This window comes from Metabacillus hrfriensis (assembly GCF_030127205.1).
Taxonomy (GTDB): Bacteria; Bacillota; Bacilli; order Bacillales; family Bacillaceae; genus Bacillus_P; species Bacillus_P dongyingensis.
In genome coordinates this window covers 4848550-4862523 of record NZ_CP126116.1, presented here as the reverse complement: position 1 = coordinate 4862523, position 13974 = coordinate 4848550, and the positions used below count along the sequence as shown (strand labels likewise).

The window sequence follows — 13974 nt, the reverse complement described above, 5'->3', positions numbered from 1 at the left end:
AAGAACCAATGTTTTTTATAATTTAAAAAGTGTGGTGTTGACATGAGCGAGGTTTCAATTTCCAATCTCGAACATATGAAATTAAAAGAGTTATATGAACTTGCGCGTCATTATAAAATTTCATATTACAGTAAACTGACAAAAAAAGAATTGATCTTTGCCATTTTAAAAGCAAACGCTGAACAAGAGGACTTATTGTTCATGGAAGGCGTTCTTGAAATTATTCAATCAGAGGGATTTGGGTTCTTAAGACCTATCAATTATTCCCCGAGTTCTGAAGATATCTATATTTCAGCTTCGCAAATCCGCCGTTTTGATTTAAGAAACGGAGACAAGGTTTCCGGTAAAGTGCGTCCGCCGAAGGAAAATGAACGCTATTACGGATTGCTTCACGTAGAGGCAGTAAATGGGGACGACCCTGAATCTGCAAAAGAGCGTGTTCATTTTCCGGCTTTGACACCGCTGTACCCGAACAGACAAATTATTCTTGAAACAAAACCAAATGACCTTTCGACACGCATCATGGACGTGATTGCTCCTGTTGGATTTGGACAGCGCGGACTAATCGTTGCTCCTCCTAAAGCGGGTAAAACGATGCTATTAAAAGAAATCGCTAACAGTGTGACAACGAATCATCCTGAAGCTGAATTGATCGTTCTTCTTATCGATGAGCGTCCCGAGGAAGTAACGGATATTGAACGTTCTGTAGCGGGCGATGTCGTGAGCTCAACATTTGATGAAGTTCCTGAGAACCATATCAAAGTTGCAGAGCTCGTACTTGAACGTGCAATGCGCCTTGTCGAGCATAAGAAAGACGTCATCATCCTTATGGACAGCATCACTCGCCTTGCGCGTGCTTATAACCTTGTTATTCCGCCAAGCGGACGTACGCTGTCAGGCGGCATCGATCCGGCTGCGTTTCACCGTCCGAAGCGGTTTTTTGGAGCGGCAAGAAACATTGAAGAAGGCGGCAGCCTGACAATTCTTGCAACAGCTCTAGTAGATACAGGTTCACGTATGGATGATGTGATTTATGAGGAGTTTAAAGGAACGGGCAACATGGAACTTCACCTTGATCGTTCTCTTGCTGAAAAACGCATCTTCCCGGCAATCGATATCCGCCGTTCTGGAACGCGTAAAGAAGAATTGCTTATTCCTAGAGAGCATCTTGAAAAACTTTGGGCGATCCGCAAATCAATGTCAGATTCACCTGACTTTGCTGAAAAATTCCTTAAAAAATTGCGTAATTCAAAATCCAATGAAGAATTCTTCAGCATTTTGGATGCTGAATGGAAAGCGGCAGGTGTCTCGGGAAAACGATTGTAAATTTTATTCCGAACTAGTTGCAAATAAATTGGAAGCTTGTTATAATTTTTTTATGTGCTTTTCCGGAAGTCAATCTTCTGGAATTGATAACTCTGTTTCGACAAACGATTCAGGGCGGAAGGAGATGAAACGGAATGAAAGCAGCTATACATCCTAACTACAAAAAAGTTATGGTTAAATGTGCTTGTGGAAATGAATTTGAAACTGGTTCTGTAAAAGACGAGGTGCGCATCGAGGTTTGCTCTGAGTGCCATCCATTCTACACAGGACGTCAAAAATTCGCTTCTGCTGACGGTCGTGTTGATCGCTTCAACAAAAAATACGGTCTTAAATAATCATAGATTAAAGGAAACAGGCAAGATTTCTGTCTTGCCTGTTTTTTTACGCCATTTCCCGCGAATTCTTGGGAAAAACAGCCATAATAAGAGTGGAATAAGCACTTTTACATATGGATTCATACGAGACTTATAAACCGCTGCGGTTTATTTTACGATAGAAATGTGACGTCATAAAGGGCGCTCAACCATAGAAACAGGTTTAATCATGAAGGGAGAGGCCGTTTTCATGTATGTTATGAAACAAAGCGGGTGGCTTGAGGTCATCTGCGGAAGCATGTTCTCGGGGAAATCTGAAGAGCTGATCAGAAGAGTCCGCCGGGCGCAATTTGCCAAACAGCAAGTTAAGGTGTTTAAGCCCGCCATCGATAATCGCTACAGTGACGAAGAGGTTGTTTCACATAATGGGACTGCGATGATCAGTCATGCCGTTGCCTCTTCAAGTGATCTATTTAAATATATTACACCCGAAACAGACGTTATCGCTGTTGATGAGGTTCAATTTTTTGATGAAGGAATTGTGGATGTTGTCACAACGCTTGCCAATCAAGGATACCGTGTGATTGCTGCAGGACTTGATCAAGATTTCAGAGGAGAGCCATTCAGCACAGTTCCAGCACTAATGGCTGTCGCTGAGCTCGTAACAAAGCTTCAGGCTGTCTGCTCTGTTTGCGGATCTCCTGCAAGCCGAACCCAAAGACTGATTAATGGCAAACCGGCATCGTACAACGATCCAATCATTCTTGTCGGTGCATCTGAATCGTACGAGCCAAGATGCCGCCATCATCATGAAGTACCTGAAAAACCTGTAAAAGCATTTCGAAGTGAACAGGAAACTCAGAACTTATAATAAAACACCAAAGCTGCCGATAATTTTTATCAGGCAGCTTTTTTTATGAGGAATTTGGGCACCTTAAAAATGGAGGTGTTCATAATGAAAGTTGTTTGGATGGTCATTATATTGCTTTTACTGGGAGCGTGTTCAAATCCAAGCGGGAAGTCCGAAATTCAGCCTGAGTCGCATAAAGGCAGTGAGCTGAAACAAACAGGGGAAGGGGTATCAAATGAACGCGGAACAACGGAACAGAACCCCAACTTTTTAAATCTGTCAAAAAACCGCGAGCAAAACGAAGATGAAATGGATAAACTTCAAGAAGCCATCCGGAATGACAAGTCTCTTAAAATCGACAACGTCACGATGAATGGAAACACAATTTGGGTGGATGTAGCATCTGATTCAGAACTCACAGAGGATGAAAAACAAAAGAAGCAGGCAGAACTTCAAACAAAAATGCAGAATATCATTCCGCGTTACGATATTAAAGTGAATCTTGAAACAAAATAAAAACTCGTTTCTGAGTAAACGAGTTTTTTCATGCTAGAAACTGAAGATGGAGCTGATCAGATTTCTGCGCTTTTGTTTTTTAGGTGCTTTGATATGATCGAAAACAAGAGGATGCTGGGCAGGCTGCTTATCTTTTTGTTTTTCGAAGCTTTCAATCTTAGCTTCCAGTTCAGCGATTCGCTCGTTTAATTCCTCAATTTCCCTGCGGTGCTGCAAAAGCTGGTATGAGACAACACTGTCTGCTTTGCTGTTTACTTTTTGATCAAGCTCAGCAATCTTTTGCAATAGTTCATCGAAATCAGGATCGGATTCAGCTGCTTCTGTTTTCATAATTCCTTTTCTAGGAGATTTCTTTTCCGCAACCTTTACTTCATGAAAAAGGATCCCCTGATTTAATTGATCTTTAATATCCCTTAAGGTATTAATATCTTCATCTGTAAACAAATAATGGCCGAGCTCATTCCGTTCCATCTGCAAATTCAGCTGCTTTACCCAGCGCTGTACGGTTTTCGGCGACACACCCAATAACTTCGCGACCTGGCTTGTATTCATCTTTTTCCCCCTATCTTAATCGATCCGAAACATACGAAACACGATAATCAACATGTTCGATAAGGGGAAGATGCATCCCTTCTATGCAGACAAAAGAAGAATGGATTCGTCAAAGAAAGTGAAGATTTTACGATTTGTGACTCGCTGTTTCGACGGGATCCTCATATAATTCCAGCGGCAATCCATCTGGATCCTGGAAAAAGGTGAAGTGTCTGTTTGTGAAGGGATCAACCCGTATCGGCTCTGTTTCGATTCCCAGTTTACTCAAATGACTCACTGTCTCATGAATATTTTCAATAGAAAAAGCCAGATGTCTAAGGCCTGCTGCTTCTGGGCGTGAAGGACGTTCCGGGGGTGATGGAAAAGAGAACAGCTCAATTTGAGTGTGATCTCCAACAGCCAGATCCAATTTATACGAATCCCTTTCGGCACGGTAAAATTCATGGATTACTTCAAATCCAAGCTTATTCACATAAAAGTCCTTTGACAAGGCATAATCGGTACATATAACGGCAACATGATGCACTTTTCTTATTTTCATTTTTCTTCCCTTGCTTTCTGTAGTTTTAAGAATGTATTAGATTTTTCGATTCGACGGCAAGCGTAATGAATCCGTCAGTAAAGCCAATAAGCGTCTTTTCTGCCGAATCCTTATTTGTCTGCCTGCACTAAACGGGCGTTTGCACTTTTCTTAGTCAATTTGCTTTTGACGCTTGGGTTAACCTATACTATAATTATAACGTTATGGACGAAAATTGAGGTGAATAACGTGTTAGATCGCTTACAATCCGTAGAAGACCGCTACGAAAAATTAAATGGGCTGCTGATGGATCCTGATATTATCAGCGATTCTAAGAAGCTTCGTGAATATTCAAAAGAACAATCTGACCTGCAGGAAACTGTTGAAGTATACCGTGAATATAAATCTGTGAAAGAGCAGATCGATGACGCAAAAATCATGCTTGATGACAAGCTTGATGCAGATATGCGCGAAATGGTGAAAGAAGAGCTTTCTGAGCTTCAGGCACAGGAAAAAGGGCTCTCTGAACGTTTGAAAATCCTTCTTGTTCCAAAAGATCCGAACGATGACAAAAACGTAATCATGGAGATTCGCGGTGCAGCAGGCGGAGACGAGGCAGCCTTATTTGCAGGCGATCTTTACCGCATGTATAGCCGTTTTGCTGAAGCCCAAGGCTGGAAAACAGAAGTGATGGAAGCAAACTCAACAGGAGTCGGCGGCTACAAAGAGATCATTTTCATGATCAACGGAAGAGGCGCATTCTCAAAGCTGAAATATGAGAATGGGGCACACCGTGTACAGCGCGTTCCTGAAACAGAATCAGGCGGAAGAATCCATACTTCAACAGCTACCGTTGCATGCTTGCCGGAAGCAGAAGAAGTAGAGATTGAGATCCATGAAAAGGACATTCGTGTAGATACATTCACATCAAGCGGACCGGGCGGACAAAGTGTAAACACGACAATGTCAGCTGTTCGCTTAACGCATCTTCCAACAGGAACAGTCGTTTCATGTCAGGATGAAAAATCCCAGATCAAAAACAAAGAAAAAGCAATGAAAGTATTGCGAGCACGCGTTTATGATAAATTTCAGCGTGAAGCACAGGCTGAATACGACCAAACCCGCAAGCTTGCGGTCGGTACGGGTGACCGATCAGAACGGATCCGCACGTATAACTTCCCGCAAAACCGTGTAACAGACCACCGCATTGGCCTGACGATCCAAAAGCTTGATCAGATTCTGCAAGGGAAACTTGATGAGTTTGTCGATGCTCTTATCGTTGAAGATCAATCGAGCAGACTCGATCAGGCAGACCAGTAAGCGTGATTAAGATATATGAAGCCCTGAAGTGGGCTTCTTCTTTTTTGGCGGAGGCAGAACGGGATCACAATGCGGGGGAACTCCTTCTGCGCCACCACTTAAATATGAGCCGTGCAGAAATGCTGGCTAACCTTAGAACGGATCTTCCTGACGGGGGCTGGGAAAGCTTTAAAACAGATATAAATCGTCATGCTGAAGGGATACCCGTTCAGCATATGATCGGATCAGAAGAATTTTACGGCCGCTCATTTGTGGTTAACAAAGAAGTCCTCATACCTCGACCGGAAACCGAGGAGCTGGTAGAAGGAATTTTGTTAAAAGCAAAATACTTGTTTAATGGATATGCTTCAGTGGAAGCAGCGGATATCGGGACAGGGAGCGGTGCCATTGCTATTTCCCTTGCTTTGGAAAATTCAATGTTCAAGCTAAGAGCGGTCGATATTGCACCCGAATCACTTGAAGTCGCTCAGCTGAATGCGAAAAATCTTGGAGCAGAGGTCCAATTTTTACACGGAGATCTGTTATCCCCGATTTTAAATAGCGGCAAAAAGCTTGATGTCGTCGTGTCTAATCCGCCTTACATCCCGGATGCTGACATTTTGGAGCTGTCTCCAGTTGTGAAGGACCATGAACCCCTTCGCGCACTGGCAGGCGGCGAGGACGGACTGGATTTCTACCGCAGACTCGCCGCAGAAATTCCACACGTTATCAACGAACGCGCCCTGATTGCATTCGAAGTCGGAGCAGGACAAGGCGAAGATGTAAAAGCTTTGCTGCTGGACAAGCTGCCGCATGCAGAAGCAGAAGTAAAATACGATATAAACGGTAAAGATCGCATGGTATTTGCTGTAGTGAATGGAACGTCTCAGTGATGAGGCGTTTTTGTTTTGTTTAGTGGGAGGAGATGGTATTTGCGGTGGCGGTAGGAGCCTATGGTTTCGAGCTTTAATTGTTTCAGAAGATATACAGCAGTTGAAACAGAAGAGATTTTTAGAAATTTACGTAATTCTTGATTGGTGATGATAGCGGAAATTAGAAGACTATAATCATCTAATGCTGCCACATGGGCATTCTTACTCGAGATTTTGCAACTTGAACAGATCCAAGAACCATTTACTCTGTGCATCTCAAGGTTTTTACAATTCGGGCATAGAATACCTCTAAGAAGATCTTTATCCTCTAATTGAAAGTGAGACAGAATATCTGGATTATGAGGAGAATGCAGTTTTAATAGTAAACGGGAAAGTTTATTTATCTCTCTGGTACTTAGCACATCATCTTTCACTCGCAGATTGATATGTTCAATTTTTGAGTGAAGATGTGAAGCGTGGATCACTTTTCTTGTTACTTCGTCTGAATATGCTGGAATCGATTTAATAAGGGTTGCAGGATTACTTATAACAATTAGGGGATAAATAGGAAGTGAGGGGATATGATTAGAAACTAGCCATTGATGCAAATGGTTTTTCTGACGTTTTACTTGGGTGATAGGATCTGGAAATGCTTCTTCTCTACCATTTAAAGCCCTAATCAGTTGATGAAACTTTTGATCAAAGCACAATGTTCCGTTCATATTTTTTATCTCAAGTATGACAATATAGCTGCTTGTCAGTAATAAAATATCCATTTGAAAATACTCATTATTACTATGCTGGAGCCTTACATCATGAAAAATAAAAAATCTCTTTTCATCCAATGAATTTAAATAGTAGTCAATTGACTTTTCACCTCGAAATCCAGCTCGAATTTTGGCATATTCCTCTTCGATTTTACTTCTTCTTGGATGATTTACCGGCAATCTTCTAAGAAGTGCCTCTAGTTTTCTTAATTTAATTGGTATTTCACGTTCCTTTTTTATCAATGGGATGCTCCTTTTATTTTAGTCTTTTTTTATTTCTGCAGAAGATGTTAGAATCCTTCTTCTTCTGCAAATTAGGATTTTCATAGATGGTATTTAACTTTTCTATAGGTGAATTATTCAATTTATCCGACATTTATATTCATTTTTACTTGAAAATTAGCTTTTACTAAATGCCGCTGGCTAATTAGTCATAGATGCAGCTAAAAATATGAAAGAAATTCAGGCTGCATCAGGAACCAGACTTGGATGAGAAGTGCCCAACTCATAAAGACCGCCATCCAATTAGCAAAAAACCATCCCCAACTCGCAGAAATCACATTTCAATTCACACAAATGGCAGTCTAACTCGCAATCAGATTTTTCAGCAAAAAAATAGATTACTAGTCTCAAAAAACTAGTTTAAGAATCTAAATCCCTGTCCATACTGTTTCCTAGAAGGGGATGGTGAGGGAAATGAAGAAACAGCATATCGCATTTATCTATATTTTATTATTATTACTTGGTGCAATAATGAACGTATATAAAGAACCGCTTTCGGCTGAAGCCGAGCAGCAGGGATCGGAACCGGTTGTGATTCCGGAAGAGGCGATTCGTCTCCGTATTTTGGCCAACAGCGATTCTGATGAGGATCAGGCTTTAAAACGCAAAATCCGCGACGAAGTGAATAAAGAGATTACGGTTTGGGTTGAGAAGCTCACTTCTATAGAGGCGGCACGTGAATTAATTCAGTCAAGACTTCCTGAGATTGAGAAAATTGTTCAGTCTGTTTTAGTGAAAGAGAACAAGGAGCAGGAATTCAGCGTTGATTTTGATAATGTCAGTTTTCCGACAAAGATGTATGGCAGCTATATTTACCCGGCAGGTGACTATGAGGCAATTCTGATCACGCTCGGTGAAGGGAAAGGGGCCAACTGGTGGTGCGTGCTGTTTCCGCCGCTTTGCTTCCTTGATTTTTCTAACGGACAAGCTGTCCAGGCAGCTGAGATAGAAGAAGAGGACAAAAGTGCAGAAGCTGATAAAACGTCCGAAGAGCTTAGTGCTCTAATTGTAGATGAAGAAGAAGAAAAAGAAGAAGTAGAAGTCAAATTCTTTCTGGTTGAATGGTTTTCGAACTTATTCTCATGATGGACTTAAGGGAAAATCCTTAAGTCTTTCTTTTTTTTCTAGTAGTAAGAAATGATAAAAATTTGTGCTTTGATCCTCAACAAATCCGGCATAATAGTCAAACCCGGACTTTTCTGCCGGAAACTTATCTGTCTTACGGAGCTAAACGGGTGCTTTCACTTCTCTTATTATTGAGTGCATAAAATTCATTCCCCGTCATAGATTTGAAGTAGAAAAGAAAAACGGGGTGAAATGATGTACTATCAATTGCGAATTGCAGAGAAAAAAGATGTACAAGCCATAAAATCATTTATCGAAAAAGCGGGTTTGATCTCTGATGGAATAGAGGACATTGCCGAATACTTTGTCGTATTGGAAAGTGATGAAAATACAATCGTTGCAAGCTTGGGAATTGAACCTGTGAATGGAGACGGTTTACTGCGTTCCCTTGTCGTTTCTGAAAATATAAATCAGGCTCATCTTCTTTCATTATTTGAAAGTATCCATGCATTGGGAAAAGAAAAGGGGCTTCTCGGAAGCTACCTCGTCACCAATAAGAAAAATTCTATCGAATTTCTTAAGCTCATTGGTTATCAGTCTGTGGAACAAAACGAGATTCCTGAGCACTTATTAAAATCGGCTCATTTTAAAGAATCATTGGAAAAGGAGCATGCCGTTGTGATGGTAAAAACCTCCTGATGTGGATATATCCACATAGTTATCCACCGATTCACAAGCTTTATCCACAAAATGTGGATAAAGCTTGTTTTATTTGGGGTCATCTTTTATACTTTCATGAGGAATGGAAGAAAAGGTCGGGAAATATAAAGTTATTCACATGTTAGACAGGAGAGTTATAAGAATGGAAACAAAAGTTTGGATTGTGGATAATTTAAAGGATTTATCCTTAAGTTATCCACAAATTGCACAGGCAGCAGCCAAATTAAGAGAGAATGAGGTTGTGGCTTTCCCAACTGAGACCGTATATGGCCTTGGCGCAAACGCAAAGTCGGATCTCGCTGTGGGTAAGATTTATGAAGCAAAAGGAAGGCCGAGCGATAATCCACTGATTGTCCACATTGCGACAAAAGAACAGCTGCATGAAATTGCTGCTGAAGTGCCTGTTTATGTGGAAAAGTTAATCGATGTTTTGTGGCCGGGCCCGATTACATTTGTCTTGCCGAAGAAACCCGGACTGTCTGATCGTGTAACAGCAGGACTTGATACGGTAGCTGTAAGAATGCCAGATCATCCGTTGGCACTTGCCATTATCAAAGAAACAGATCTGCCGATTGCTGCACCTAGTGCGAATCTGTCTGGAAAGCCAAGTCCTACACGCGCTGCTCATGTATATGATGATTTAAATGGCAGAATCGCCGGAATTATGGACGGAGGGTCAACTGGTGTAGGTGTGGAGTCTACTGTCTTAGACTGCACTCAGCAGATTCCGGTCATTTTAAGACCGGGCGGAGTGACGCAGGAACAGCTTGAAAGCCTAATTGGAAAAGTTAAAATGGATCAGGCATTAATAGAAGAAGGGCATACTCCAAAGTCGCCTGGAATGAAATATACCCACTATGCACCGAAAGCACCATTAATAATTGTTGAAGGCTCTTTAACTTTTTTTCAAAAAACAATTGATGCTGCAAGACGAGAAGGGAAAAAAGTTGGTGTGCTTGCAACAAAAGAAAAAGCAGAAAGCTATCAGGCCGACACTGTTTTAGTTTGCGGAAGCAGAGATGACATGCAGACAGTTGCAGCCGGACTCTACGATGTGCTGCGTGAATTCGACGCGGCGGAAGTAGATTGTATTTACAGTGAAAGCTTTTCAAATAAAGGTGTCGGGCAAGCGGTGATGAACCGTTTACTGAAGGCTGCAGGACAGCAGGTTGTGAAGGAATAAGAAGACTTAGAAGATGTTCTAAGCAAACTCGGACTTGCATAAGTTTGAATGAGGCGTGTCCGAGGAGGCTTTAGAATGAATATAGAGGCATTAATTGGGGAACTCATTACCTTATTTATGATGGCATTTGCACTTGGAATGGATGCTTTTTCAGTCGGGCTTGGGATGGGGCTGATTAAACTCCGGTTAAGGGAGATCTTTTATATTGGTCTGACGATTGGTCTGTTCCATTTATGGATGCCTCTTGCCGGAATGTGGATTGGAAAAGTGCTTTCCAGTACGTTTGGGAATATTGCCTCGATTGCAGGCGGTGCTCTGCTGATCCTTCTCGGAGTGCAGATGATTTTCGCTTCATTTAAAAAAGATAATGAACCTATGATTACGCCGGTAGGCTTTGGGCTCCTTTTTTTTGCGCTCAGCGTAAGCCTGGACAGCTTTTCAGTCGGTTTAAGTCTTGGAATTTACGGTGCAAGAACGTTCCTGACAATCGCAATGTTCGGCCTTGTCAGCATGGTGCTCACATGGATTGGCCTTCTGATTGGAAGAAGAGTTCAAAACTGGCTAGGTACATACGGTGAAGCTCTTGGCGGAAGTATTCTATTAGGTTTTGGCCTGAAGCTGATTTTTCCAATATAGATGATAACAGGTCCAATAATGGCCTGTTTTTTGTTTTTCTAAGGAAGTCCCAATGACTACTTTCCTAATCATAATTGGATTATAATAAAACAAAGGAGGCAGATGAATGATTAATATCCTTTTTGTTTGTACCGGAAATACATGCAGAAGCCCAATGGCCGAAGCATTATTGAATCATATGAAAGAAAACGATCTCCTATCGGTCAAATCTGCAGGTGTGTTTGCAAGTGACGGAAGTGATGCTTCCATTCATGCAAAACAGGCCCTTGATGAAAAAGGAATTGTATGCAATCACCGGTCGGCCCTTTTGAATGAAGAGCACATCCGTTGGGCAACGTACATTTTAACAATGACTGACAGCCATAAAGAGCTGATATTTGAACGATATCCGCAGGCGATCGAAAAAACCTTTACTCTATCTGAATTTGTGATGGAGGGTGAACAGAATCGGCGCGATGTCATGGATCCGTTCGGCGGTTCACTTGAGATTTACAGAATGACCCGTGAAGATTTAGAAAAAATGATTATGCTTCTGATTAAGAAATTAGAAAATTAAGCGTTCTGGAGGGTTCAAAAATGAAGATTGCAATTGCTTCTGACCATGGCGGACTGAATCTCCGCGAGGAAATCAAGCAGCTGATGGATGAAATGAAAATACAGTATGAAGATTTTGGCTGTGAATGCGAAACGTCTGTAGATTATCCGGACTATGCGCTTCCGGTAGCAGAAAAAGTGGCAAGCGGGGAGTTTGACCGCGGAATTTTGATTTGCGGCACGGGCATCGGCATGAGCATTTCTGCCAATAAAGTAAAAGGGATCCGCTGCGCGCTTGTACATGATACATTCAGTGCAAAAGCAACTAGAGAGCACAATAACAGCAATATGCTTGCTATGGGCGAGCGTGTTATCGGTCCTGGTCTGGCCCGTGAAATTGCAAGAATCTGGCTGACAACCGAATTTGAAGGCGGAAGACACGAAAATCGCGTCAGCAAAATCACTGCATTTGAAAATAAACTGCAGGGGTGAGCGAAATGACAACGATTGGGGAGTGGAAGAAACAGCTGCGTACGATGCTCGCTGATTTAGAAGAGCAGTCTTCCTTTCGCGCGGGAAACATCTTTGTGGTTGGCTGCAGCACGAGTGAAGTGATTGGAGAAAAGATAGGTACGGCAGGTACGATTGAAGCCGCAGAAATGATTTTTGAAGAATTAAAGGCGTTTAAAGAACGAACAGGCATGCATCTTGCTTTTCAATGCTGCGAGCATTTGAACAGAGCTTTAGTAGTTGAGCATGAGACAGCTGCTTCCTATAACCTTGAAGCAGTAACAGTTACACCTGTCCGAGCGGCTGGCGGAGCGATGGCGACATATGCTTATTCAGCTTTTAAAGAGCCTGTTGTGGTTGAATTCATTAAAGCTGACGGCGGCATTGATATCGGTGATACTTTTATCGGCATGCATCTTTTGCATGTTGCGGTTCCGGTCAGGAGCTCTGTAAATCAGGTTGGACATGCTCATGTTACAATGGCAAAGACGCGTCCGAAGCTGATCGGCGGAGAAAGAGCCGTGTATGCAGCCATTGAAGAAAACAGGAAGTGTACGTAATAAAAAAATACGAACAATATAAAAAAATTGTGTAGTTATCATTCGTTATTTTAGTGCTATTCTCTCAAAAAACACCGTTCTCGATAAAAAATATACATAAATCTATTACAATCTTGATCATGAACGTGTACAATAAAGTTGAATTGAATGTGAAAATTGTCTGCAAAAAAATCAGATGAAATGGATAGGGGGATTCTAAAACATGAAACATTTAAGCAAGCAGGATACAAGTGTATTTGAAGCAATTCAGGATGAATTACAGCGTCAGCGCACGAAAATCGAATTGATTGCTTCTGAAAACTTTGTGACAGAAGCCGTAATGGAAGCTCAAGGATCTGTCCTTACGAACAAATATGCAGAAGGATACCCTGGCCGACGTTATTACGGAGGCTGTGAGCATGTGGATGTTGTAGAAAATATCGCTAGAGACCGTGCAAAAGAAATTTTCGGTGCAGAGCATGTTAACGTGCAGCCTCATTCAGGTGCACAGGCAAACATGGCTGTGTACTTCACAATCCTTGAACAGGGTGATACAGTTCTTGGCATGAACTTATCTCATGGCGGTCACTTAACTCACGGAAGCCCTGTTAACTTCAGCGGCGTGCAATACAATTTCGTTGAGTATGGTGTGGATCAAGAAACACATCGCATTAACTATGAAGATGTATTAGAAAAAGCCCGCTTGCATAAGCCGAAGCTTATTGTTGCAGGAGCAAGTGCATATCCTCGTGCAATTGATTTCAAGAAATTCCGTGAAATTGCGGATGAAGTCGGAGCTTATTTCATGGTAGACATGGCTCATATTGCAGGACTTGTAGCGGCAGGCCTGCATCAAAATCCTGTTCCTTATGCTGATTTTGTTACAACAACAACACATAAAACATTGCGAGGACCTCGCGGCGGTATGATTCTCTGCAAAGAAGAATTCGCTAAAAAGATTGATAAGTCGATTTTTCCTGGAATCCAAGGCGGACCGCTTATGCATGTTATTGCTGCAAAAGCTGTTTCATTTGGAGAAGTCCTTCAAGACGACTTCAAAACATATGCATCTAACATCATTGCTAATGCAAATCGTCTTGCTGAAAGCTTGAAGAACCAAGGATTAACGCTAGTATCAGACGGAACAGACAATCACTTGATTTTAATTGATGTTCGTTCTTTGAATCTGACTGGCAAAATTGCAGAAAAAGTGTTGGATGATATCGGAATTACAGTGAACAAAAACACGATTCCATTTGATCCGGAAAGTCCATTCGTGACAAGCGGAGTCCGCATCGGTACTGCTGCTGTAACAAGCAGAGGCTTCGGTCTTGAAGATATGGATGAAATCGCTGCGATCATGGGTCTTGCTCTAAGCAACCCTGAAGATGAAGCAAAATTAGAAGAAGCAAAGAACAGAGTAGAAGCTTTAACTTCTAAGTTTTCTTTGTATGTATAATTGATTGGGCTGACTTGTTCAGCCCTTTTT

General features: G+C 41.8%; 17 protein-coding genes. 14 read left to right on the top strand and 3 right to left on the bottom strand.

The genetic code is table 11. The annotated features are described in order from the left end of the window. Window positions 1-42: 42 nt before the first annotated feature. The 4 genes from rho (at window position 43) to QLQ22_RS24050 (ending at window position 3006) form a co-directional block, all read left to right on the top strand. Window positions 43-1326 (top strand): transcription termination factor Rho, encoded by a 1284-nt coding sequence (gene rho / locus QLQ22_RS24065; protein WP_223438660.1) that lies wholly within the window; start codon window positions 43-45, stop codon window positions 1324-1326. 134 nt (window positions 1327-1460) lie between these two features. Further along, complete coding sequence (rpmE, locus tag QLQ22_RS24060) at window positions 1461-1661, top strand: 50S ribosomal protein L31 (RefSeq protein WP_029283312.1); 201 nt, start codon at window positions 1461-1463, stop codon at window positions 1659-1661. Window positions 1662-1890: 229 nt separating this feature from the next. Next, on the top strand, window positions 1891-2511 hold the full coding sequence (locus QLQ22_RS24055; RefSeq protein ID WP_223438659.1) for a thymidine kinase: 621 nt from the start codon (window positions 1891-1893) through the stop codon (window positions 2509-2511). Between the two features lie 84 nt (window positions 2512-2595). Continuing rightward, window positions 2596-3006, top strand: coding sequence for a hypothetical protein (locus QLQ22_RS24050; RefSeq protein ID WP_284015739.1), 411 nt, complete (start codon window positions 2596-2598; stop codon window positions 3004-3006). 33 nt (window positions 3007-3039) lie between these two features. On the opposite strand, the gene QLQ22_RS24045 is transcribed toward QLQ22_RS24050, so the two are convergent. Beyond that, window positions 3040-3558, bottom strand: coding sequence for a MerR family transcriptional regulator (locus QLQ22_RS24045; protein ID WP_284015738.1), 519 nt, complete (start codon window positions 3556-3558; stop codon window positions 3040-3042). A 127-nt stretch (window positions 3559-3685) separates the two neighbouring features. Beyond that, window positions 3686-4099, bottom strand: a complete 414-nt coding sequence (gene gloA2 / locus QLQ22_RS24040) for an SMU1112c/YaeR family gloxylase I-like metalloprotein (RefSeq protein WP_223438656.1) — start codon at window positions 4097-4099, stop codon at window positions 3686-3688. A 228-nt stretch (window positions 4100-4327) separates the two neighbouring features. Here gloA2 and prfA point away from each other — a divergent pair, with 228 nt between their 5' ends. Both prfA and prmC read left to right on the top strand, forming a co-directional pair. After that, window positions 4328-5398, top strand: coding sequence for a peptide chain release factor 1 (gene prfA / locus QLQ22_RS24035; protein ID WP_223438655.1), 1071 nt, complete (start codon window positions 4328-4330; stop codon window positions 5396-5398). Between the two features lie 5 nt (window positions 5399-5403). Further along, a complete protein-coding gene (prmC, locus tag QLQ22_RS24030; protein WP_284016939.1) occupies window positions 5404-6270 on the top strand; it encodes a peptide chain release factor N(5)-glutamine methyltransferase in 867 nt (288 codons plus the stop codon). Here the strand turns inward: prmC and QLQ22_RS24025 are convergent. Next, on the bottom strand, window positions 6264-7259 hold the full coding sequence (locus QLQ22_RS24025; protein ID WP_284015737.1) for a nuclease-related domain-containing protein: 996 nt from the start codon (window positions 7257-7259) through the stop codon (window positions 6264-6266). The two genes, prmC and QLQ22_RS24025, sit on opposite strands and share 7 nt — an antisense overlap. A gap of 453 nt (window positions 7260-7712) precedes the next feature. On the opposite strand from QLQ22_RS24025, the gene spoIIR reads away from it, so the two are divergent. From spoIIR to QLQ22_RS23985, 8 genes are all read left to right on the top strand, one after another. Continuing rightward, window positions 7713-8384, top strand: a complete 672-nt coding sequence (gene spoIIR / locus QLQ22_RS24020; RefSeq protein WP_284015736.1) for a stage II sporulation protein R — start codon at window positions 7713-7715, stop codon at window positions 8382-8384. 234 nt (window positions 8385-8618) lie between these two features. Then, window positions 8619-9062: a hypothetical protein gene (locus QLQ22_RS24015; RefSeq protein WP_252207709.1), complete on the top strand. Its 444-nt coding sequence runs from the start codon at window positions 8619-8621 to the stop codon at window positions 9060-9062. 163 nt (window positions 9063-9225) lie between these two features. Beyond that, window positions 9226-10266 carry an L-threonylcarbamoyladenylate synthase gene (locus QLQ22_RS24010; RefSeq protein ID WP_284015735.1) on the top strand — a complete coding sequence of 347 codons (1041 nt, stop codon included), beginning with the start codon at window positions 9226-9228 and terminating at the stop codon, window positions 10264-10266. Between the two features lie 75 nt (window positions 10267-10341). Continuing rightward, complete coding sequence (locus QLQ22_RS24005; RefSeq protein ID WP_420828808.1) at window positions 10342-10902, top strand: manganese efflux pump MntP; 561 nt, start codon at window positions 10342-10344, stop codon at window positions 10900-10902. Between the two features lie 106 nt (window positions 10903-11008). After that, window positions 11009-11458 carry a low molecular weight protein arginine phosphatase gene (locus tag QLQ22_RS24000; protein ID WP_252207707.1) on the top strand — a complete coding sequence of 150 codons (450 nt, stop codon included), beginning with the start codon at window positions 11009-11011 and terminating at the stop codon, window positions 11456-11458. Between the two features lie 20 nt (window positions 11459-11478). Further along, entirely contained in the window at window positions 11479-11928 is a 450-nt protein-coding gene (gene rpiB / locus QLQ22_RS23995) for a ribose 5-phosphate isomerase B (RefSeq protein WP_223438650.1), read from the top strand. 5 nt (window positions 11929-11933) lie between these two features. Beyond that, window positions 11934-12506, top strand: a complete 573-nt coding sequence (locus QLQ22_RS23990; protein WP_284015734.1) for a TIGR01440 family protein — start codon at window positions 11934-11936, stop codon at window positions 12504-12506. A gap of 202 nt (window positions 12507-12708) precedes the next feature. After that, window positions 12709-13944: a serine hydroxymethyltransferase gene (locus QLQ22_RS23985; RefSeq protein ID WP_223438648.1), complete on the top strand. Its 1236-nt coding sequence runs from the start codon at window positions 12709-12711 to the stop codon at window positions 13942-13944. Window positions 13945-13974: the final 30 nt, after the last annotated feature.